This is a genomic window from Actinoplanes italicus (assembly GCF_003001815.1).
GTDB classification, from domain to species: Bacteria; Actinomycetota; Actinomycetes; order Mycobacteriales; family Micromonosporaceae; genus Actinoplanes; species Actinoplanes italicus.
Genome location: NZ_PVMZ01000010.1, coordinates 170407 through 192966, shown reverse-complemented (window position 1 = coordinate 192966; position 22560 = coordinate 170407). Strand labels below are relative to the sequence as shown.

The following is a 22560-nucleotide window of genomic DNA, read 5'->3' as shown; positions in this document are numbered from 1 at the left end:
TCTCAGGCTTGCCGTTGTGCGGCTCGGATCCTGACGATCGACACCCCCGCCAGTGCGCCACCGGCCAGCGCGCCGGCCGCCGTGAGCAGGGCGGGGATCGTGCCGCCGAGACGGAACCGGCCGGGCCCGGCCACTCCGAGCGCTGCCGCCGCCACCAGGTTGGTCAGCGGCAGTTCGTAGCCGCCACCGGCGTTGAACGGCCCCCGGCCCCGGTGGGTCGCCGACGCCACCGCCATGGTGCCGGCGACCGCCAGTGGCCCGGCCGGATGGGCCGCTCCAGCGGCGATCAGCACCCCGCCGCCGAGTTCGCTGACGCCGGCAAGCACCGCCATCGGCCTGCCCGGTGTGAGACCCAGCTGCTCGAAGCCCTTGCCGCACGCTTCCAGGCCGGGGCCGTCGAACGACCCGAAGAGTTTCTGGGCGCCGTGTGCCGCCAGGTATCCGCCGAGCACCAGTCGTGCACCCAGCAGGAGCACGTCGTGCACCCGCGTGTCAGTCATCTCTCCGCTCTCCTTCCGGTGGCAGCGGCTGCGGGTCGCTGATGAGGCCGGTCATCCGGCCGCCGTCGAGCACGACGCAGTCGCCGAGCCGGGTGGCCTGGATCGTGCACTCGCTGCCGATGACAACGTTCGGTCCGACCTTGCTGTCGACGATGGCGGCGCCGGGGCCGATGATCGCCGGGCCCTCGACCCGGGAGCGCACGAGCCGGGCGCCGGGAGCCAGCGCCACGGCGCCGACGGTCTCGCTGGCGTCGTCGACCTCGCCCAGCAGCTCGGGTTTGACCTGGTCGAGCGCGTGGCGGTTGCAGCGCAGGACGTCCTCGATGCGGCCCACATCGGCCCAGTACCCGGCGTACTCGCTCGCCCGGACCGTGGCTCCGGCCGTGACGAGCAGCTGCACCGCGTCGGTGATCTCCAGCTCGCCGCGGGCTCCGGGCCGGATCCGCTCGACCGCCTCGTGGATCGCCTCGGTGAAGAAGTAGACGCCGAGCACCGCGAGATTGCCGGCCGGCTCCGCCGGTTTCTCGACGAGCCGCCGGACCACGCCGGATCCGTCGGTCTCGGCCACCCCGAACGCCCGGGGATCGTCGACCGCGCGTACCGCGATCTGGGCGGCGGGCCGGCGCTGCGCGAAGTCGGCGGCGAGGTCGCCGATGCCGTCGGGCAGGAAGTTGTCGCCGAGGCACATGACGAAGTCGTCGGCGCCGAGGAACGGCCGGGCGAGCAGCACGCAGTGTGCGAGGCCGCGCGGCCGGTCCTGACGCAGGTAGGTGATGCGCAGACCGAATCGCCGGCCGTCACCGAGGGCGTCGGCGATCTCGGCGTGCCAGTCGCCGACCACGACAGCGACGTCGCGTACGCCGATCTGGTGGAGGTTGCGCATGGTGTGGAACAGCAGTGGCTCGCCGGCCACCGGAACGAGTTGTTTCGGCATGACATAGGTCAGCGGGCGCAGCCGCGTGCCGGACCCACCGGCCAGCACCAGCGCCTTCATCGGGTCGCTTTCGTGTTCGCCACGGGAATACCGCTTCTCTGATACGGCGGCCGAGTGACGCCGCCTGCGGAAAGTCCTCCGGAACAGTCTTTCCCGCGCGCTGATCTCCCGGCATCTCCTGCCGTGCCCGCAGAACCGCATTCTGAGAGGCGAACCGGCCGTTCAAGGTGGGAAAACTGTTTTGAATTGGCGAATCCGTTAAGGAGCCGAGGTGCAGCAGAATCAAGAACGCCACACGACACGCCCCTTCACCGGGGCGGAGTACATCGAATCTCTGCGGGACGGCCGGGAGATCTACCTGTACGGCGACCGGGTGGCCGACGTGACCACGCATCCGGCGTTCCACAACCCCATCCGGATGACCGCCCGGCTGTACGACGCGCTGCACGATCCGGCGCAGCGTGACGTGCTGACGGCGCCGACCGACAGCGGCGGCGACGGGTACACCCATCGGTTCTTCACCACCCCGCACAGCAGTGACGACCTGATCGCCGACCAGCGCGCCATCGCGGCGTGGGCCCGGCTCTCCTACGGCTGGATGGGACGCAGCCCCGACTACAAGGCGTCGTTCCTGGGCACGCTCGGCGCGAACGCGGACTTCTACGAGCCGTTCGCCGACAACGCCCGCCGGTGGTACGCCCTCTCCCAGGAGAAGGTCCTGTACTGGAACCACGCGATCGTCCATCCACCGGTCGACCGGGACCTGCCCGCCGAGGACATCGCCGACGTGTTCGTCCACGTGGAACGCGAGACCGACGCGGGACTGGTGGTCAGCGGCGCGAAGGTGGTCGCGACCGGGTCGGCGCTGACCCACTACAACTTCATCGCCCACTACGGCCTGCCCATCAAGGACAAGAAGTTCGCCCTGGTGGCGACGGTGCCGATGGACGCGCCGGGGATGAAGCTGATCTGCCGTCCGTCGTACACGGCCACGGCCGCGGCGATGGGCAGCCCGTTCGACTACCCGCTGTCGTCGCGGCTCGACGAGAACGACACGATCCTCGTGCTGGACAAGGTGCTCATCCCCTGGGAGAACGTCTTCGTCTACGGCGACATCCGCAAGGTGCACGCGTTCAGCGCGAACTCCGGGTTCTTCGAGCGTTTCGTGTTCCACGGCTGCACCCGGCTCGCGGTGAAGCTGGAGTTCCTGGCCGGGCTGCTGGCCAAGGCGCTGGAGATCACGGGCACGAGCGAGTACCGCGGGGTGCAGAGCCGGCTCGGTGAGGTGCTGGCGTGGCGCAACCTGTTCTGGGCGCTGTCGGACGCGTCGGCCCGCAACCCGATCCCCTGGCACAACGGCGCCGTCCTGCCGAACCCCGAGTACGGCATGGCGTACCGCTGGTTCATGCAGATCGGCTACCCGCGGATCCGGGAGATCATCCTCCAAGACGTCGCGAGCGGCCTGATCTACGTCAACTCCGGTGCCGCCGACTTCCACAACGCCGACATCCGCCCGTACCTCGACCGCTACCTGCGCGGCTCGCACGGCGCCGACGCGGTGGAGCGGGTCAAAGTGATGAAGCTGCTGTGGGACGCGGTCGGCACCGAGTTCGGCGGGCGGCACGAGCTCTACGAACGCAACTACGCCGGCAGCCACGAGAACATCCGCGTCGAGCTGTACTCGGCGCAGCTGGCCGGCGGCCGGATGGACGACTACAAGGAGTTCGTCGAGCGCTGCCTGGACGAGTACGACCTCGACGGGTGGACGGTGCCGGACCTGTCGTCGTTCGACGCGCTGCGCAAGTCCACCACGGAAGGATTCCGATGAGTAACACCCCCGCATCGACCGAGATCCTCGCCGAGATCATCGCGCCCGGACCGGCGCCGCTCCCGCACGCCGTGAAACGCTTCGGCGCCGAGTCCTGCGGCGACGCCCTGGTCGACGAGCTGATCTCCCGCTGCGATCCGCCGCACATCGACACCCCGGTCGACCTGCATCTCGCGCTCACGACCCCGGACCAGGGTCTCGACTACCACGTCCGATTCACCGACGAGGCGGTCGAGGTCATCCGTCAGGAGCCGGAGTCGCCGTGGGCCCGGTTCGAGCTCACCCTCGGAGGTCTTGCCGACCTGCTGTTCGGCGACCCGCCGACGGCCGCCGCAGCCGACTGGGAGCACGTCGGGCTGAACAAGCCCACCCCGGAGAGGCCGCCGCAGGAGCAGCGGAGCATGCGCAGCTCGATGCGGGCCAACCATGCGCTGCTGGCCGCCCTGACCGGCCGGCCGCCGAGCCTGGAGAGCCTGGCCGGGCTGCACGACACCGACAAGTGGGGGCTCGTGCACTGGTACACCACGCATTACGAGCAGCACTTCCGGCCGTTCGCCGACCGGCGGGCGCGGGTCCTGGAGATCGGCATCGGCGGCTACGCCGACCCGGAGTCGGGCGGCGGCTCGCTGCGGATGTGGCAGCGGTACTTCCGGCGGGGCACGGTCTACGGGCTCGACATCTACGAGAAGCGGCTCGACATCCCGCGCGTGCACACCGTACGCGGTGATCAGGGTGATCCGGAGTTCATGCGGTCGCTCGGCGAGCGCGTCGGGCCGCTGGACATCGTGATCGACGACGGCAGTCACCTGCCGGAGCACGTGCTCACGTCGTTCCGGGCGCTGTTCCCGCACCTGCGCGACGGCGGGATCTACGTCATCGAGGATCTCGAGCCGTCGTACTGGCCGGGCTGGGGCGGACAGCCGCCGGGCACCGCGGACGCGACCACCGGCATCGGGTTCCTGAAGACGCTGATCGACGGACTCAACCACCGCGAGTTCGACGGCGAGCCCGGCTGGTTCGACCGCAACGTCCGGGCGCTGCACTTCTACCACAACATCGCGTTCGTGGTGAAAGGCCCGAACCGGGAGACCGGCGCCCCGGAGATCGTCCGGACCATGCCGCCGTCCTGGTTCCCGGAGGAGTCCGGCGGCAACGGTTAGAGAGTTTTCGCAGTCAGGGTCCCCGCCCTCCAGCCGTATCCGGCACCTCGGATACGGCTGGCGCGCTTCCCGGGCGGGGAAGGGTTCGCCAGCCAGGGCCAGCCGATCAACGAGCCGGGGAAGAGTTCGCGGACCAGGGCTGGCCGATCGTCGGCCACCTGGGCCCGGGCGCTACGGCCGGCGGGCCGGGCGTGCCGACTCACCGGGATCCCGCCGGCCTCGTTCAGCGGCGGGGTCAGCCGCCGCGTTGCCGCTCGGTGAGCAGTTCGAGCATCGGGACGGCGTCGGCCGGTGTCGGCATCACGGCCAGTTCGTCACGCAGCACGGCGGCGCCGGCCCGGAACGACGGATCGCCGACGATCCGGACCAGGTGGCTCCGCAGGCCCTCGGGCGTCAGGTGGTCGGCGTCGCCGAGGTGGATCCCGGCACCGCGCTTGTCCAGGGCCTCGGCCTGCGCGACCGGCCCCCACCAGCGCTGGTTCCCGAAGTTGCTCGGCAGCACCAGCTGCGGCACGCCGTACTCCAGTGCCGCCGCCACCGTCTGCGAGCCGCCGTGGTGCAGGACGGCCGCGCACGTCGGCAGCAGGGCGTTCATCGGTACGAACTCGACGAGCCGCACGTTGTCCGGCACCGCCGGCCGGTCCGCCGTGTCACCGGCGACCGTCGCCACGACCTCCATGTCCAGGCCGGACACGGCGTCGAACAGGTCGTCGAACGAGATGCCGACCGACGCGACGTCCCGCGTGGACAGGCCCAGCGTGAGGCAGACGCGCGGACGGTCCGGGGCGTGGCGCAGCCAGTCCGGCACCACCGCGGGGCCGTTGAACGGCAGCGGGCGCACGTCGACGTACTCGGCCCCGTCCGGACGCCACGTCCACGGCGGCATGTTGTTGATCGCCCACTGGCCGAGCACCATCTCCTCGCTGAAGGTGTGCCCGGACGCCGCGGTCAGCGCCGCCTCCAGAGGGTCGGGGCCGTCGCCCTTCCACGCCACCCGCAACTGCACGGGGGCGTCCACGCCGTACACGAACCTCGCGTGGGCCGCGCCGCTGCGCCGGGCCGCGGCCGGTCCGCCGAACATCATCATGTAGTCCCAGACGATGAGGTCGGCGCCCCACTCGACGGCCAGGTCGCTCAGGTCGTCGGTCGCCTCGGGCGGGCAGAAGAACCGGAAGGCGGTCGCCGACAGCTCCAGCTCGCCGGTGGGGTCGCCGTTGAGGTACCGGTCCACATAGTCGGTCTGGGTGGCGTTGGCGCCCACCTCGGACGACGGCCGCGGACCGCCCGCGGCGGCTCCGGCACGGGCCATCGCACCCAGGTCGACGGGTTGACCGACCGCCACGAACGGCAGTCCGGTGCGGGCGGCGTCGTCGGCGGTCAGCGCGCTCGGATCGGTCGCGGCGGCGACCCGGACGTCGTGTCCGGCCGCGCGCAACGCCCAGGCCAGCGGCACCATCCCGTACAGGTGGGTCTTGGCGGAGGCGGTGAGAAACAGGACGCGCATGGCGGTTCCTCCCGGTGCGGTTCGGGACGTCCGGTGGTCTGTCGGCGACACTAACGACGGTCCGTGCCGCCGGACATCTCTCCCGGTGCTGAGTTGTCGATCTCGTACCTGGGTAGGCTCGGACGCATGCTCCAGCGGACCTCGCAACCGGCCGCCGATCCGGACGCGGCGACGTTCACCGGCCTGGTCGACCGGCATCGCCACGAGTTGCTCGTGCACTGCTACCGCATGCTGGGCTCCTTCGAGGAGGCCGAGGACATGGTGCAGGAGACGTTCCTGCGCGCGTGGCGGGGCCGGGACGCCTTCGAGGGCCGCGCTGCTCTGCGGACCTGGTTGTACCGCATCGCCACCAACGCCTGCCTGGACGCCTCGGCGAAGGGCCGGCGCCCGATGCTGCTGCCCACGGCCGAGACCTCCGCGCGCCCGGCCGACTCCGCCTGGCTGCAGCCGTTCCCCGACGCCCGGCTCGACCCCACCACACCGCACGAGGAGCAGCCCGAGGCCCGGGCCGTCGCGAGGGAGACCATCGAGCTGGCGTTCCTGGTCGCCCTGCAGCATCTGCCGCCGCGTCAGCGTGCCGTCCTGGTGCTGCGTGACGTCGTCGGATGCTCGGCGCAGGAGGCGGCGGACATGCTCGAGGTCACCACGGCGTCGGTCAACAGCGTCCTGCAGCGTGCCCGCAGCACCATGCGCACACATCTGCCGCCGCGCTCCCGGCACGAGTGGTCCCCGTCGCGCGATCTGGCCGTACCCGAGCAGCAGGTCCTCGATCGTTTCATGGTGGCCGTCGAGAACGCCGACATCGCCGCGATCACGGACCTCATCAGCGAGGACGCCGTGGGCTGCATGCCTCCCTACCCGATGTGGTACGAGGGACGCGACGCCATCGTCGAGGCGGTGGCCGGGTCGTTCGACACGGGCGCGGACGACTACGTGGGCGAATTCCGGCTGGTCGCGACCCGCGCCAACGGCTGTCCCGCGGCCGCGCTGTACCTCAGGGCGCCCGGCGACGCGGCGTTCCAGCCGTGGGCGATCAACGTTCTCCGCGTCGAGCACGGCCGGATCGTGGAGCTGACGTCGTTCCTCAGCCCGCAGTTGTTCCCGGCGTTCGGGCTGCCCGCGACGCTCGGCTGAAAACAACCGCCGCGGGACCGATGAGTTCCCCGCTCCGCGTCGTCAGTACGTACAAGGACCGGTGAGAAAGCCGGGTCATCGTACGGACGACTAGGGAGTGAGATGACTGACGTCCCCACACGAGCCGGGCCGCGAGACTGGATCAGCCTCGTCGCCCTCGCCGTGCCCACCCTCGTGGTGGCGATCGACATGGGCGTGCTGTACCTGGCTCTGCCAGCGCTGTCGGCCGATCTCGGTGTGAGCAGCATCGAACAGCTGTGGGTGCTCGACATCTACGGTTTCGTCCTGGCCGGCTTCCTGGTGACCATGGGCAAGCTCGGCGACCGGATCGGCCGGCGCAGGCTGCTGCTGATCGGTGCGGGCGCGTTCGCCGGCGCGTCGGTCATCGCCGCCTTCGCGCCCACGGCGGCGACCCTCATCGCGGCCCGGGCCCTGCTCGGCATCGCGGGCGCCACCCTGGCACCGTCGGCGCTGGCGCTGCTCACCGCGATCTTCAAGGATCCGAAACAGCAGGCCACCGCGGTGGCGGTGTTCATCACGTGCCTCATGGGCGGCGGAGCGGTCGGCCCGATCGTCGGCGGCCTGATGCTCCAGCAGTTCTGGTGGGGTTCGGTGTTCCTGCTCGGTGTCCCGGTGATGCTGGCGCTCATCGCGGTCGGACCGTGGCTGCTGCCGGAGTACCGCGAACAGGAGCCGGGCCGTCTCGACCTGGTCAGCGTGGTCCTCTCGCTGGCGACCGTCCTGCCGCTGATCTTCGGGCTCAAGCAGCTGCCGCTCGGTGTGGAGCCGCTGCCGGTGGCGGCCGTGGCCCTCGGCCTGGTGGCCGGGACAATGTTCATCCGGCGGCAGCTGCGCCTGGAGACTCCGCTGCTGGATCTGCGGCTCTTCGGTGGGCGTACGTTCCGGTCCGCGCTCGGCATCATGCTGCTGGGCTCGGCCTCGATGGCCGGCATCATGCTGTTCTTCAGCCAGTACCTGCAGCTCGTCGTCGGTCTCAGTCCGGCCGCGGCCGGGCTGGCGATGGTCCCGTCCTCGGTGGCGGTGGCCGTGAGCGGCCTGATCGCCCCGAAGATCGCGCAGCGGCTGCGGCCCGGCGTGGTGATCGCGGGCGGTCTGGTGGTCTCGGGTGCCGGGTTCATCGTCCTGACGCAGGCGACCGCGACCAGCGACCTGTTCGTGGCGCTCGGCGGGGTGGTGCTCGTGACGTTCGGCGCGGGCCCGTTCACCTCGCTGTGCATCTCGCTGGTGATGGGGTCGGTGCGCGAGGAGGAGGCCGGATCGGCCTCGGCGGTGTCGGAGACCGGCGGCGAGTTCGGGGTGGCCTTCGGGCTGGCGGCGTTCGGCACGATCGGGGCCACGCTGTACACGCGGCTCATCGAGGTGCCGGCCGACGTGCCGCCGGCAGCCGCCGAGGCCGCCCGGCACAGCCTCGCCGAGGCGACCGTGGCCGCGGGCTCGGTGCCACCGTCCACCGCGGAATCCATGCTGGCCAGTGCCCGTGAGGCGTTCACCTCCGGGATGAACGGGGTGGCTGTCGCCGGGGCGGTGCTCGTCGCCGTGCTCATCGTCGTGTCGCTGTACGGCCTTCGCGACTCGGGCCCGATCGGCAGCGAGGACGCGAGCACGGCGGAGCAGGGGGACGAGCCCGCCCTGGAACGGGCTGACAGCCGATGACGAACGGCGTGGGCGTGCTGGTCACCAGGTGACCAGCACGGCCTCCGGCCCGCGGATCAACGTGGAGGTACGCCACTCGACCTCACCCGCGAGATCGAGCTTCGGCACCCGGGTGATCAGGGCGCGCAGCGCGATCTGCATCTGCATCCGGGCGAGCACCGCGCCGACGCAGCGGTGTGAGCCGTACCCGAACGACAGGATGTTCGCAGGTTCCCGGTCGAGCCGCAGCGTCTCCGGGTCGTCGTAGACCTCGGGATCCCGGTTCGCGGCCTCGGCCGACACCAGCACCGCCTCACCGGCCCGGACCGTGCCGCCGGTCAGCTCGACGTCCTCCAGCGCCACCCGCGCCAGCCCGGAGTAGGGCCCGCTGGGGATGACGCGCAGCATCTCCTCCACGGCCGCCGGGATCCGGTCCGGATCGGCCAGCAGATAGTCCCACCGGGAGCGGTCGGTGAGCAGCGTGACCACCATGTTGCCGATCATGTTGAGGGTGGTCTCGTGCCCGGCGACCAGCAGGGTGACGCCGAGCATGTTCAGCTCCGCCTCGGAGAGCCGGGAGCCGTCGGCGTCACGGGCCGCGACGAGCGCACCGAGCAGGTCGTCGCGGGGGCCGCCCGGATCCCGGCGGCGCTCGTCGATGAGTTCGGCCATGTAGGTGATGATCGCCTGGACGGCGGCCACCCGGGCCTCGGCGGCCACGGTCGCGTTGGACACGACCGCCTCGATCCCGGCGCGGAAGATCGACCGGCCCGCCGGCGGTACGCCCATCAGCTCGCAGATCACGGCGACCGGCAACGGCTCGCACACGGCCTTGACCAGGTCGGCGGGACTGCCCGCGACGAGCATCTCGGTCACCAGCCGCTGCGCGGTCTCGTCGACGAACGGCCGGAGACGCTCGATGCGCCGGGCGGTGAACGCCGACGCGATCAGGCCGCGGAGCCGGCCGTGCTCCGGCTGGTCCAGGTTGGTGATGTTGGCGGCCATCTCCGGTGTGTTCGGCAGGTCCGGCTCGGCCCGGGGCAGGTCCGCCTCCAGGGTCGCCGCCCGGCTGAAACGCGGGTCGCTCAGCACCGTGCGCACGTCGTCGTGCCGCAGCGCCAGCCAGCCCTCCTGGCCGTACGCCATCTTGATCCGCAGCAGCGGCTGCTCGGCGCGCATCCGGGCGTATGCCGGATCCATCTCCAGACCCTGTGCCGTGCTGAACGGATAGGAGTAAGGACATGCCCCGTTGGTGACCAAGGTCCCTCCTTCGCCGGTGGGGCGGATATGACCACCCCGCTCGACGGCCACGCTAAACGTTTCGGCGCGAATTGAGCAGGCCTCGATCCGCGCAATTCAGAAGACGAATCCAGCCGCGTTCCACAGGTAACGTCGGGCAGCGGAATAGATTATCCCGCATTCCCCGGAGGCGCCGATGCGCATTCCATCCGACACCGGCCGGACTCACCCGGACACGAGAGACCCGGCTACGCTGGCGCGCTCACGCCTGCCTTCCCTGACCGGCATGCGTGCCGTGGCCGCGTTCCTGGTCGCCGCGCAGCACTTCGCCGAGCAACCGGGCCTGCTGCCCGAGGGCGGGACCACCGACACGATCCGGGTGGCGTTCAGCGCCTTCGGCGCCATCGGGGTGTCGTTCTTCTTCGTGCTCAGCGGCTTCGTGCTGACCTGGACCGCGGTGGCCCGCCCGGACGACACCGCGCCGCGCTTCTGGCGCCGCCGGTTCTTCAAGATCTATCCGAACCACGTGGTCACCATGCTGATCGCCACGGCGTTCATCCTCTGGGAGGGCGCTCCCTACGCCGCCGAGCGGCTCAGCGCGCCCGAGGCCCAGTTGCTGCTGGTCCACGCGTTCAGTATCGACCCGATGGTGGCGTTCGGTTTCACCGGCGTGAGCTGGTCGCTGAGCGCCGAGGCGTTCTTCTACCTGTCGTTCCCGCTGCTGCTGCCGCTGGTGAACCGGATCCCGGCAGCACGCCTGTGGGCCGCGACCGGTGGCGTGCTGCTGCTGATCCTGGCCATGCCTCAGGTCGCCACGCTGCTGCCCGACGAGCCGGCCTACCCGTGGTACCCGTCGGCGTGGGAGTACTGGTTCGTCGCGTACTTCCCGGTGGTCAAGCTGCTGGAGTTCCTGCTCGGCGTGCTGCTGGCGCGGCTCGTGCTGTCCCGGCGCTGGGTGCGCACGCCGCTGCCGGTCGCCGCCGCGGCGCTGGTCGTCTGCCTCATCGCGTCGCCGTTCGTGCCGACGCTGTACGGCCTGACCGCGGTGGTCATCGTCGGGATCGCGCTGATCATCCCGGCCGGGGCGACGGCCGACATCGAACGGCAGCCGAGCTTCCTGCGCCGCCGCACGATGGTCTGGCTCGGTGACATCTCCTTCGCCTTCTACCTGCTGCACACGCTGGCCCTGCAGTTTGCGCTGCAGATCTGGACGCGGATGAACGGAACGACCACGGCCACATCCGCGATCGTGCTCATTCTCGCCGGACTGGGCGTCGGAATTCTTTCGTCGTGGCTTCTCTTCCAGTTCGTGGAGAAACCGATGCAACGCAGATTCTCGAAAAGTGCCGGAAAAACGAGGACCGGAGGAAAGTGATGCGCGAATACGGCTTCGAGGACCTCACCCTCGACCACGTCAAGTTCTACGTCAGCGATGCGGAGGGCGCGGCCGCGTCGCTGTCGGCGGCCTACGGGCTCGGCATCGCGCCGACGTCCGGAAAGCCCGACGAGGACGTCGGCGGGGCCCGGTCGGCGCTGGTCGGAGTCGACGGGATCCGGCTGGTCCTGACCGAGGCGGTGGAGGACGACCACCCGGCCAGGGCCTTCGTCGAGGCACACGGTGACGGGGTGAGCGACGTCGCGATCGCGGTCGACGACGTCCACCGCACGTTCGCCGAGGCGGTACGCGGCGGCGCCCGGGTCATCGCCCGGCCGGCCGAGGCCCACGGTGTGGTCACGGCCGCGATCGGCGGTTTCGGTGACGTCATCCACACGCTGGTGCAGCGCCCGCACGGTCTGAAGCCCGGTCCGCTGCCCGACCCCGCGGCCGGTGGCGACGGCACCGGGCTGCACCGGATCGACCACTTCGCGGTCTGTGTGGAGGCCGGTCAGCTCCAGCCGACCGTCGGCTTCTACCAGCGGGCACTCGGCTTCGACATGACGTTCGAGGAACGCATCACGGTCGGCCGGCAGGCGATGAACTCGATGGTGGTGCAGAGTCCCGACCGGACGATCACGTTCACCATCCTGGAGCCGGACCGCAGCCGGGCGTCCGGGCAGATAGACGATTTCCTCAAGAACCACGGCGGGCCCGGTGTGCAGCACATCGCGTTCACCTCGGACGACATCGTCACCTCGATCGAGCGGCTGCGGGACCGTGGTGTCGAATTCCTGTCGACGCCGGCGTCGTACTACGAGATCCTGCCCGGCCGGATCGAGCATCCCGACCACGCGGTGCCGGATCTGCGGCGGCTCGACATCCTGGTCGACGCCGACCACGGCGGTCAGTTGTTCCAGATCTTCGCCCGGTCGACGCACCCCCGGCGCACGTACTTCTTCGAGATCATCGAGCGGCAGGGCGCGCGGACGTTCGGCAGCGGGAACATCAAGGCGCTGTACGAGGCGGTCGAGCTGGAGAGCGAACGAGCCCCGGAACTGCCGTGACCGACGAGCTCGCCGAGGCCGCGAAGGCCCGCCTGCCCCGCGCGGTGTGGGACTTCGCGGCCGGCGGCGCCGGTGCCGAGCGGACGCTGGCCGCGAACCGGGCCGCGTTCGACCGTGTCGCGCTGGTGCCGAGGGTCCTCACCGGGTCCGTGCCGGACCCGGCCACCCGGTTGCTCGGCACCGGCATGACCATGCCGGTCGCCGTCGCACCCGTCGCCTACCTGCGGATGTACCACCCGGACGGCGATCTGGCCGTGGCCGCGGCGGCCCGGCGTGCCGGTATCCCGTTCACCGCGGCCATGCTCGGCAGCCACACGATCGAGGAGATCCGGCCGGACTGGTTCCAGCTGTACTGGCCGCGCGACCGCGGCCTGATGCTGGACCTGGTGCGCCGGGCCGAGCGGGCCGGCTGCTCCGCGCTGATGGTCACCGTGGACATGCCGGTGATGGCGCGCCGCGACCGGGACGTCCGCAACCGGTTCACCCTGCCGGACGGTGTCACGGCGGCGAACCTCGTGCCGGACGGGCGGGCCCGTGAGGGCAGCACCGTGGTCGCACACACCAACACACTGTTCGACCCGGCCGTCAGCTGGGCGGATCTGGACTGGCTGCGATCGAGGACCGCGCTGCCGATCGCGCTCAAGGGCGTCCTGGATCCACGGGACGCCGCCCGGGCCGTGGCGGCCGGCGTCGATGCCGTCGTGGTGTCGAACCACGGCGGGCGCCAGCTCGACGGCGCGGTCCCGGCCGTCGACGCGCTGCCGGGTGTCCGGGAGGCGGTCGGTGAACACTCCCAGGTGCTGCTCGACAGCGGCGTCCGCAGCGGCCTCGATGTCGTCCGCGCCCTCGCGCTCGGCGCCGACGGCGTGCTGATCGGCCGCCCCCTGGTCTGGGCGTTGAGCGTGGGCGGCACCGACGGTGCCGCCCACGTCCTGCGGTCGCTGCGCGACGAACTGTGCGAGGTCCTGGCGCTGACCGGATGCGGCACCGTCGGAGACGCCCGGGAGCTGGCCACCGCACGGATGTGACCGGCCTACCAGCCGACCTTCAGGTTCGCCGGGGTACGCCGCGGCGGGCCCTCGCAGCCGGCGTTGTACGCGTCCAGCAGCGCCTGCGCCCGCCCGGTCGCGTCGCCGAACCGTACGACCGGATCGGCTCCTTCGGCCAGGACGTCGTGCATCGCCTGGGTGATCTCCTTCTGGATGCCCGCGAAGTCGCCGAGCAGCGGGCCGAGCGCCGCCGGAGAGCCGTCGGCCTCGTCGAGCTGCTCGGTGGCCACCCGCAGATCCGGGTTCTCCCGGAACCAGCCCTGCTCGTCGAGCAGGGCGACCGACGAGCGGGTGATCGGCAGCCGATTGTTCTGCCGGTGCCACTGCGCGGCCTTCTCCGGCTTGACCATGTGCTGCATGAACGCGAGTGCCGTGTCGCTCGTCGCCGGCCCGAGACCGCTGCGCAGCCACAGCCCGTCGCCGCCGATCATGTTGCCGGCGAAGGACACCTCGTCGTTGTACGGCATCCGCCCCACCCGTACGGTCCGGCCGTTCTCGCGGCCCTGCGCTATCAGCCGCGCCGCGTCCACCGAGGAGCTGAGCAGGAACGCCGCCTGGCCACTGCCGAACGCCTCGAAGCAGCTGTTCCAGTCCGACCGTTTGCCGGAGTACCGGTACAGGCCGTCGCGCTGCAGCCGGTCCCACCAGGTCACCCAGGCGAGCACCTCGGGCGACGCGAGGTCGATCTTCTCGGCGCGCCCGGACCGGCCGTTGTCCCGGTCGGCGATCAGTCCGCCCTGCTGAGCGACGGCCTGCAGGAGGAACCACACGTGGTTCGGCCAGGCGACGCCCTGCGCCGGGCCGTCCGGCAGTGCCGTCACGGCCCGGCACGCGGTCTCGAGTTCCTGCCAGGTCCGCGGGAGTGCCTCGATCCCGGCCGCTTTCAGCAGGCCCGTGTCGGCGTAGAGCACCACCGTGGACGCGGTCGGCGGCAGGGCCCACTGCTCCCCGCCGATCCTGAAGTAGTCGCGGGCCGCGGGCACGACGTCGCCGACGAGCACCGGCTCGCCGAGGACCTCGGTGCGGTCGCCGAGGGCGCGGCCGATCGGGGTGAACAGCCGCTCGCCGTCCGCGCCGAGGGTGTCGAGGGCCAGCTGCGTGCTGGTGTACAGATACTCCGCCACGTCGGGGGGCTCGCCCTGCTCGACCGCGCGGGCGACCTTCGAGGGCATGGTGCGGAAGTCGTGGCCGTGGATGACCACCTCGTGTCCGGGATGCGCCGCGTTGAAGGTGCGCGCGGCCTCCCGTACCGGATCGAGAAAGCCGGGGAACGGGTAGTCGTTCAGCCACACGTTCACCGTTCTGGTGTCGCTGTCCATACCTCCGAGCCTGTCGCCGTACCGGCGTCCGGGCATCTCTCCCCGTGCCCTCCCGGGCGCCGCACGGCAGAAGTGGCCGCCGCCGGCGCGCCTCCACCAGGCTCTTGAAGAGTGCTGAGCGACGAAGCGAGGAGCCGATGAGCGAGACCACCAGGAGCGAGACGCGGCCGATCAGTGCGGCGTTCGACGCCCTGACACCCATCGTGGATGCCGTCAACGACGGTGCCTTCCACCTGGCGTACTGGTACGACGAGAACGACGACGCCTCGATCGCCGAGGCGGGCCGGCGGGTGACCCGCAAGGTGCTGTCGGCGCTGGGCATCCGGGCCGGTGAGCATCTGCTCGACGTCGGCTGCGGGCCGGGTGCGCCGGCGGTGCTGATGGCGAGCGAGAGCGGCGCCCGGATCACCGGTGTCGCGATCAGCGACGAGGAGGTGGCCCACGCCCGCCGCCGGGCCGCGGCCGCCGGGCTGGCCGGGCAGGTGGAGTTCCGCCAGGCCGATTACATGGAGCTGCCGTTCCCGGACGCGGCGTTCGACGGCGTGGTGGCGATCGAGGCGCTGCTCGGCGCTCCGGATCTACCGGCCGCCCTGCGTGAGCTGCACCGGGTGCTGCGGCCCGGTGGGCGGTTCGCGTTCTGCCACTGCACCAAGGAGGTCGCGCTGGAGGACGGGCAGATGACCCGGTTCAACACCAGCACCTGGGGCAGCGAGCTGCCGACGCTGAGCCAGTGGCTCGACGTGATCCGGTCGGCGGGCTTCTCCGTCGAGGAGTATGCCCAGTTCGGGCCACGGGTGCTCGGTCAGAAGGACCGGTATCACCAGGCTCTCGCCGCGCGGCGTACCGAGCTGGTGTCGACCGCGGGTGAGGAGGCGGTCGGCCGGTTCGAGCAGAGCATGGCGGGCTTCTTCGCCCCGGAGGCCGGCACGATCGGGTACGCGCTCATCGCGGGCCGACGGTCGCGGGACTGAGTCGTGGTGGCCGATCTGGATCAGCGGGACCTGCACGACTCGCTGAGTTCGCCGGTCCTCGACTCGATGACGTTCCTCAACGAGATCGCGCATCGCCATCCGGAGGCCATCTCGTTCGCGGCCGGGCGGCCGCACGAGGACTTCTTCGACACCGCCCTGGTGCACGAGTACCTGACGATCTTCACCGAACACCTGGCCCGGAAGTTCAACGACGATCATGCTGCGGTACGGCGTGCGCTGCTCCAGTACGGGCCGACCAAGGGGATCATCAACGACCTGGTGGCGGAACATCTCGCGGTGGACGAGTCGATCCTCGCGGACCCCGAGTCGATCGTCGTCACGGTCGGCGGCCAGGAGGCGATCTTCCTCGTCGTCCAGGCGCTCCGCTCGGGACCCGAGGACGTGCTGCTGGCGGCGTTTCCCGGATATGTCGGCCTGACCGGGGCGGCGCGGCTGGCCGGCATGCCGGTCCTGCCGGTCGCCGAGACGGACCGTGGCATCGACCTCGACGACCTGGTGCGGGTGCTGCGCCGGGCCCGCCGCGACGGCCTGCGCCCGCGCGCCTGCTACGTCGTGCCGGACTTCGCGAACCCGTCCGGCAGCACGCTGAGCACGGCGGACCGTGAGCGGCTGCTCGACATCGCGGCCGCCCACGACCTGCTGCTGCTGGAGGACAACCCGTACGGCATCTTCCGCGACGGCGACCCGCTCCCGACGCTCAAGGCACTCGACCGGGACCGGCGTGTGGTCTACCTCGGCACGTTCGCCAAGTCCGGGATCCCCGGCGCGCGGGTCGGCTTCGCCGTCGCCGACCAGACCGTGGCCACCCCGTCCGGCACCGAACCGCTGGCCGGCCAGCTGGCGCGGCTCAAGAGCATGCTGACGGTCAACACCGCACCGATCGCGCAGGCCGTGATCGGCGGCAAGCTGCTGGCACACGGCCTCAGCCTGCGCGCCGCCAACGCCGCCGGCAACGAGCTCTACCAGCGCAACCGGCGCCTGCTGCTGGACGAACTGGACCGCCGCTTCCCCCGCGCCACGAACCCGGGCGTCACCTGGAACGCACCCGACGGCGGGTTCTTCGCCGTGCTGGAGCTGCCGTTCGAGGCCGGCGACCCGGAACTGGAGCGATGCGCCCGCGACCACGCCGTCCTGTTCACGCCGATGCACCACTTCCACGGCGACGGCCAGGCCCGCAGGCGGATCCGGCTCGCGTTCAGCAGCGTGACGCCCCGGGAGATCACCGACGGGGTGGGCCGGCTGGCCGCCTTCGTCCGGGACATGACCACGACAACCACCCAGGAGAGGACCATGACCACTTCGGCTGTACGAGAGACGACCGCGACGACCGCGGGCGACATCGAGGAACTGGACCGCCGCCACCTGATCCACCCGCACCAGACCCGGATGCGCGCCGACCGCCGCGTCATCGTGCGCGGCAAGGGCAGCACCGTGTGGGACGCGCACGGCCGGGCCCGCCTCGACGTCACCGGCGCCGGCAACTGGGTGGCCCAGGTCGGGCACGGCCGGGAGGAACTGGCCGAGGCCGCCGCCGAGCAGATCCGCGAGCTGGCCTACTTCACCTGCTTCTACGAGTTCTCCAACGACAAGGCGGTCCAGCTCGCGGCCCGGCTCGCCGACCTGGCGCCGGCCGGCCTGAACCGGGTCTACTTCACCGGCAGTGGCTCGGAGGGCAACGACACCGCGATCAAGGCGGCCCGGCTGTTCCACCACCGCAACGGCGAGACCGGCCGGACGTGGATCCTCGGGCGCCAGTTCGGTTACCACGGTGCCAGTTACGGCAGCGGCACGGTCACCGGCTTCGACCTCATGCATCAGGGGGTCGGCCCGAACCTCCCGCACGTCGAGCGGCTGAGCCCGGCGTGGCCGTACCACCAGGAGTTCTACCAGGGCCAGGACCCGACCGACTTCCTGGTCGCCGAGCTGGAGCAGACGATCGAGCGGATCGGCGCCGGGAACATCGCCGCGATGATCGGCGAGCCCGTCCTCGGTGGGGGCGGCGTGGTCGCCCCGCCGGAGGACTACTGGCCGCGGATCCGCCAGGTGCTGCGGGCCCACGGCATCCTGCTGATCGCCGACGAGGTGATCACCGCCTACGGGCGTACCGGCGCCTGGTTCGACTCGGCCGGACGCGGCATGGACCCGGACATCATCGTCACCGCCAAGGGACTCACGAGCGGCTACGCCCCGCTCGGTGCCGTCCTGCTCAGCGACCGGATCGCCGGGGTCGTCGCCGACACCGACGACTTCTTCTTCCACGGCCACACCTACTCGGGTCACCCCTCGTCCTGCGCCGTCGCGCTGCGCAACCTGCGGCTGCTGGAGGACGAGAACCTGATCGCGCGGTCGCGGCAGATCGGCGAGTGGTTCCGGGCCGGGCTGGCGAAGGCGGCCGAGCTGCCCGCCGTCGGCGAGGTACGCGTCGAGGGCGCCATGGTCGGCATCGAGCTGGTCGCGGACCGGGCCACCCGCCAGCCGCAGTCCCCGATGGCCGCCGTCGCCGCCTGTGACGAGCTGTACGACCGGCACGACCTGATCCTGCGCCACTACGGCCCCACGATCGTCATGGCGCCGCCGCTGGTGATCACCGAGGAGGAGGTCGCCCGCGCCGCGGACGGCGTGACCGAGGTGCTGCAACGGCTCGGCACCGACGGCGTGATCCGCGGCCACTGACCCCTTATTCAAGCGAGGAGATCGGGATGGAAACGAACGTCGCGGCACCGCCGCGGGAGGAGCTCGTGGCCCGGGCCGCGGAGCTGGTGCCGGTGCTGCAGAAGCACGCGCAGTGGATGGAGGACAACCGGCGCCTGCACGACGAGGTCGTCGAGGCGCTCGTCAACGGCGGCTTCACGAAGCTGCGCGTCCCGGCCCGCTACGGCGGATACGAGGCCGGCGCCCGGACCGTGGTCGACGTGATCGCCGAGCTGGGCCGTGGTGACGGCTCGACGGCGTGGACCGTGGCGGTGTGGTCGATCAGCACCTTCATGGCCGGGCTGTTCCCGGACGAGGTGCAGGACGAAGTGTTCGCCGACCCCGGCGCCCGGATCTGCGGCATCCTCGGCCCGAGCGCGATGGGCCGGCCGGTCGACGGCGGCATTGTGCTCAACGGCAAGTGGACCTTCAACAGCGGCGTCCAGCAGAGCGACTGGAACACCAACGCCGCGGTGATGGCCATGCCGGACGGCAGCATGGCCCCGATCATGGTCGCGATCCCGACGAAGGATCTGCAGGTCGTCGACGACTGGCACACGTCGGGCCTGCGGGCCTCGGGCAGCGTCAGCACGATCGCACGGGAGCTGTTCGTCCCCGAGAAGCGGGTCCTGCCGATGGTCCCGGTCCTGCAGGGGCAGCACCTGTCCCGGCTCAACGCGGACTCGCCGGTGTTCCGTGCTCTGTTCATGCCCACGGCCTGCGCCACGGTCAGCGCCGCCGCGCTCGGCCTGGCCCGGGCGGCCCGGGACGCGTTCTTCGAGCGCCTGCCCGGCCGCAAGATCACCTACACGGCGTACGAGGACCAGAGCCAGGCGCCGGTCACGCACCTGCAGGTCGGCGAGGCGATCACGAAGTTGAACGAGGCCGAGTTCCACGTGCGGCGACTGGCCGAGACGATCGACAGCAAGGCGGCCGCCGGTGCCGGGTGGACGCTGGAGGAACGGGCCGCGGCCCGGCTGCACACCGGTGCGACCGTCCAGCGCGCCCGGGAGGCGGTCGACGTGCTGGCCCGGGCCAGCGGCGGCTCGTCGATCCACCGCGAGGTGCCGATCCAGCGGATCAAGCGGGACATGGACGCCCTGAGCCTGCACGCGATCATGCACCCGGAGACCAACCTCGAGCTGTACGGGCGGGTCGCGTGCGGCCTGGAGCCCAACACCGTCTACATCTGACCGCGGCCGACGTACGAGAAGAGGTGTGCTGGTATGACCCTCGGGACGCGAACCAACCGCAACCCGGCGCCGCCGGAGCACGGCCCCTCCCCCGCCGACCTGATCGCGCGGGCCGAGGCCATGGTCCCCGAGCTGGTCCGCCGGCAGGCCGAGACCGAGAGCCGGACCTACTACGCCGAGGACACCCACCGTCGCTTCGCCGAGGCCGGGTTCTACCGGATCCTCGTCCCGCGCCGGTACGGCGGCCTCGAACTCGGCGTCGAGACGTTCCTCGAGGTGACCAAGATCCTCGCCCGGGGATGCCCGTCCACCGCGTGGATGTACTGCCTCGGCGCCACCCACGCCCTGCCCGCGGCCTCGCTGTTCGGCGAGGCCGCCCAGGCGGAGCTGTTCGCCGACGGTGACTTCATCTGCCCGGCGACGATCGTGCCCGGCGGGTCCGCGATCCGGCTGCCCGACGGCGGCTGGCGGGTCAGCGGCACCTGGCGTTACTGCTCCGGCTCGCCGTACGCGACGCACTTCATGGGCCACGCCCTGGTGCCCGCCGACGACGGCGGGCCGGATCAGACCCTGCTGTTCGTGGTGCCCCGGTCCCGGTGGCGGCGGCTCGACGACTGGGGTGACCAGCTCGGGCTGCGGGGCAGCGGCTCGCACGGCATCACGGTCGACGACGCGCTCGTCCCGGACCACTCGGCGATGCTCGGTGTGCACGTCAGCCAGGTCGCCGTCGAGCGGGGCACGCCGGGCCGGACGCTGCACGGCAACCCCGAGTACGGCGGTGGCCCGCTGAGCTACATGAACATGGAGGTGGCGGCGCTGGCGGTCGGCATGGCTCGCAACGCCCTCGACATCTACGAGGAGATGCTGCGCGAGCGGACCACCCTGCTGCCACCGATCGTGCCGCGCGGCGAGAACCCGGACTACCAGCTGTGGTTCGGCGACGCCTGCGGCATGGTCGACACCGCGGAGGCCGCGCTGGCCGGCGCGATCCGGCGCTGGCAGCGGACCTGCGCCGCCGGCCCGGAGGCGTTCACCCGTGAGGAGGATCTGCGGATCGCCGTGATCTGCCGGCACATCCTGCGGCTGTGCTGGCGGGCGGTGGAGTCGAATCTGTTCCCCACCGCCGGATCCAGCTCGGTCCGCGGCGGGGAGCGCCTGGAACGCGTGTGGCGCGACATGTCGACGATGCACAACCACACCGGGCTCGCGGTCTTCCTGCCGACCGTCGCGGTGCGTGACCTCACCAAGCAGCGGCTGGGTCTGGAGTGACCGGTCGCCCTCCACCACGGAAGAGGACGGAATGTACGACTACGTGATCGTGGGCGCCGGCTCGGCCGGTTGCGTGCTCGCCGCGCGCCTGAGCGAGGACCCCGGCGTCACCGTGTGTCTCGTGGAGGCCGGCGGGTCCGATGGCGACCCGGACATCAGTGTGCCGGCGGCGGCCGCGAAGCTGTTCCGGTCGCGGTACGACTGGGACTACGACAGCCACCACGAGGCGCACTGCGACGACCGCCGGATCTATCTGCCCAAGGGCCGTGGGCTCGGCGGCACCAGCTCGCTCAACGGGATGATCTACATCCGCGGCAACCGTCACGACTACGACTCCTGGCATCAGCCGGGCTGGACGTACGACGAGTTGCTGCCGTACTTCCTGCGCTCGGAGGACAACGAACGCGGCGCCTCGGCCCACCACGGGACCGGCGGCCCGCTCGCGGTGTCGGACAACCGGTCGCGCAACCCGATGGCCACGGCGTTCGTCGACGCCGCCGCCGAGGCCGGCTACTCCCGCAACGACGACTTCAACGGCGACCGGCAGGACGGCTTCGGCCTCTACCAGGTGACCCAGCGCGACGGCGTGCGGTGCAGCAGCGCGGCCGCGTACCTGCACCCGGCCCTGGACCGGCCGAACCTCACCGTCGAGACCCACGTGAGCGTGCACCGGATCACCATGTCCGGTGACCGGGCGACCGGCATCGTGGGCCGGCGGCTCGACGAGGAGCTGGAGATCCGGGCCGAGCGTGAGGTCATCGTGGCAGCCGGGGCGTATGCCTCACCGCAGTTGCTGATGCTGTCCGGCATCGGCCCGGCCGACCAGCTGCGCGCGTTGGGGCTGCCGGTCCAGGTGGACCAGCCGCTGGTCGGGCGCAATCTGCAGGACCATCCGCAGTTCTGGCTGGTCTGGGGTCACGACGAACCGGTGAGCCTGCTGGCCGCGGGCAGCGAGGAGAACCTGCGGCGGTACCTCGCTGACCGGACCGGGCCACTGTCGTCGAACGGGCCGGAGGCCGGTGGTTTCACCCGCTCGCGGCCCGGCCTGCCCGCCCCGGACCTGCAGTTCACCTGCCTGCCGGTGATGTACGTCGAGGGCGGCCTGGGCGCGCCGACCGGTCACGCCGTCTCGGCCGGCGGATACGTCCTGCGCCCGCGCAGCCGGGGTTCGGTGACGCTCGCCGGCGACGGCCCGTCGGTCAAGCCGCGCATCGCACACGGCTACTACGAGGACGAGGCCGATCTGGACGTCGCGGTCGCCGGGGTGCGGACGGTGCTGGAACTGGCCGCGCAACGCGCGCTCGCGCCGTACACGACACGGCCGGTGAGCGTGCCGGACTCAGCCGCCGACGCCGACGTCCGCGCGTTCCTGCGGCGCACCACCCAGTCGTCGTACCACGCGGCCGGCACGTGCGCGATGGGCAGGGTGACCGACGCGGAGCTGCGGGTCCTCGGAGTCGAGGGGTTGCGCGTGGTGGACGCCTCGGTGATGCCGACGCTGGTCAGCGGCAACACCAATGCCCCGACGATCGCCATCGCCGAGAAGGCCGCCGACCTGATCAAGGGCGCCGCTCCCCTGCCCCGGGTGGCGGCCGCCGTCGCCGTCTGACCGGCGGCACACCCGCGCGATCCCCGGCTGCACGAACAGCCGGG

Annotated in this window: 17 protein-coding genes and 1 pseudogene; 13 read left to right on the top strand and 5 right to left on the bottom strand. The window is 71.3% G+C overall.

Translation table 11 applies throughout. The features are described 5' to 3' along the window. Positions 1-2: 2 nt before the first annotated feature. A complete protein-coding gene (locus tag CLV67_RS24790) occupies positions 3-500 on the bottom strand; it encodes a DoxX family protein (protein ID WP_106322362.1) in 498 nt (165 codons plus the stop codon). Then, positions 493-1494: a glucose-1-phosphate thymidylyltransferase gene (locus CLV67_RS24785; RefSeq protein WP_106322360.1), complete on the bottom strand. Its 1002-nt coding sequence runs from the start codon at positions 1492-1494 to the stop codon at positions 493-495. Before CLV67_RS24785 ends, CLV67_RS24790 begins: the two co-directional genes overlap by 8 nt. A 211-nt stretch (positions 1495-1705) precedes the next feature. Between CLV67_RS24785 and CLV67_RS24780 the strand changes: the two genes are divergently transcribed. After that, positions 1706-3262 (top strand): 4-hydroxyphenylacetate 3-hydroxylase family protein, encoded by a 1557-nt coding sequence (locus CLV67_RS24780; protein WP_106322358.1) that lies wholly within the window; start codon positions 1706-1708, stop codon positions 3260-3262. Continuing rightward, positions 3259-4422, top strand: a complete 1164-nt coding sequence (locus tag CLV67_RS24775) for a class I SAM-dependent methyltransferase (protein WP_106322356.1) — start codon at positions 3259-3261, stop codon at positions 4420-4422. Before CLV67_RS24780 ends, CLV67_RS24775 begins: the two co-directional genes overlap by 4 nt. A 235-nt stretch (positions 4423-4657) precedes the next feature. On the opposite strand, the gene CLV67_RS24770 is transcribed toward CLV67_RS24775, so the two are convergent. Beyond that, a complete protein-coding gene (locus CLV67_RS24770) occupies positions 4658-5926 on the bottom strand; it encodes a nucleotide disphospho-sugar-binding domain-containing protein (RefSeq protein ID WP_106322354.1) in 1269 nt (422 codons plus the stop codon). Positions 5927-6052: 126 nt separating this feature from the next. Between CLV67_RS24770 and CLV67_RS24765 the strand changes: the two genes are divergently transcribed. Together CLV67_RS24765 and CLV67_RS24760 are read left to right on the top strand one after the other, a co-directional pair. Then, the gene (locus CLV67_RS24765; protein WP_106322352.1) at positions 6053-7060 is read left to right on the top strand and encodes a sigma-70 family RNA polymerase sigma factor; all 1008 of its coding nucleotides are present in this window, start codon (positions 6053-6055) and stop codon (positions 7058-7060) included. A gap of 102 nt (positions 7061-7162) precedes the next feature. Further along, positions 7163-8734, top strand: coding sequence for an MFS transporter (locus tag CLV67_RS24760; RefSeq protein ID WP_106322349.1), 1572 nt, complete (start codon positions 7163-7165; stop codon positions 8732-8734). 21 nt (positions 8735-8755) lie between these two features. Here CLV67_RS24760 and CLV67_RS24755 read toward each other — a convergent pair whose 3' ends face one another. Then, positions 8756-9913, bottom strand: a complete 1158-nt coding sequence (locus tag CLV67_RS24755) for a cytochrome P450 (protein ID WP_106322679.1) — start codon at positions 9911-9913, stop codon at positions 8756-8758. Positions 9914-10238: 325 nt separating this feature from the next. On the opposite strand from CLV67_RS24755, the gene CLV67_RS24750 reads away from it, so the two are divergent. The 3 genes from CLV67_RS24750 to CLV67_RS24740 are packed head-to-tail and all read left to right on the top strand — an operon-like array spanning position 10239 to position 13422. After that, positions 10239-11327 carry an acyltransferase family protein gene (locus CLV67_RS24750; protein WP_170153975.1) on the top strand — a complete coding sequence of 363 codons (1089 nt, stop codon included), beginning with the start codon at positions 10239-10241 and terminating at the stop codon, positions 11325-11327. Beyond that, positions 11327-12394, top strand: a complete 1068-nt coding sequence (gene hppD, locus CLV67_RS24745; RefSeq protein WP_106322345.1) for a 4-hydroxyphenylpyruvate dioxygenase — start codon at positions 11327-11329, stop codon at positions 12392-12394. Before CLV67_RS24750 ends, hppD begins: the two co-directional genes overlap by 1 nt. Further along, positions 12391-13422 (top strand): alpha-hydroxy acid oxidase, encoded by a 1032-nt coding sequence (locus CLV67_RS24740; protein WP_106322343.1) that lies wholly within the window; start codon positions 12391-12393, stop codon positions 13420-13422. Before hppD ends, CLV67_RS24740 begins: the two co-directional genes overlap by 4 nt. Positions 13423-13427: 5 nt before the next feature. Here the strand turns inward: CLV67_RS24740 and CLV67_RS24735 are convergent, their stop codons facing one another. Next, complete coding sequence (locus CLV67_RS24735; protein WP_106322341.1) at positions 13428-14762, bottom strand: extracellular solute-binding protein; 1335 nt, start codon at positions 14760-14762, stop codon at positions 13428-13430. A gap of 137 nt (positions 14763-14899) precedes the next feature. On the opposite strand from CLV67_RS24735, the gene CLV67_RS24730 reads away from it, so the two are divergent. The 6 genes and pseudogenes from CLV67_RS24730 (at position 14900) to CLV67_RS24705 (ending at position 22516) form a co-directional block, all read left to right on the top strand. Then, complete coding sequence (locus tag CLV67_RS24730; RefSeq protein WP_106322339.1) at positions 14900-15733, top strand: SAM-dependent methyltransferase; 834 nt, start codon at positions 14900-14902, stop codon at positions 15731-15733. A 3-nt stretch (positions 15734-15736) separates the two neighbouring features. Beyond that, a pseudogene (locus CLV67_RS24725) lies at positions 15737-17008 on the top strand (aminotransferase-like domain-containing protein); the annotation flags it as partial. A 36-nt stretch (positions 17009-17044) separates the two neighbouring features. Next, positions 17045-18427 (top strand): aminotransferase family protein, encoded by a 1383-nt coding sequence (locus CLV67_RS24720; RefSeq protein WP_239166316.1) that lies wholly within the window; start codon positions 17045-17047, stop codon positions 18425-18427. Between the two features lie 26 nt (positions 18428-18453). Continuing rightward, a complete protein-coding gene (locus tag CLV67_RS24715; protein ID WP_106322337.1) occupies positions 18454-19638 on the top strand; it encodes an acyl-CoA dehydrogenase family protein in 1185 nt (394 codons plus the stop codon). A gap of 33 nt (positions 19639-19671) precedes the next feature. Further along, positions 19672-20907 (top strand): acyl-CoA dehydrogenase family protein, encoded by a 1236-nt coding sequence (locus CLV67_RS24710; protein ID WP_106322335.1) that lies wholly within the window; start codon positions 19672-19674, stop codon positions 20905-20907. A gap of 31 nt (positions 20908-20938) precedes the next feature. Continuing rightward, positions 20939-22516, top strand: a complete 1578-nt coding sequence (locus CLV67_RS24705; protein ID WP_106322333.1) for a GMC family oxidoreductase — start codon at positions 20939-20941, stop codon at positions 22514-22516. Positions 22517-22560: the final 44 nt, after the last annotated feature.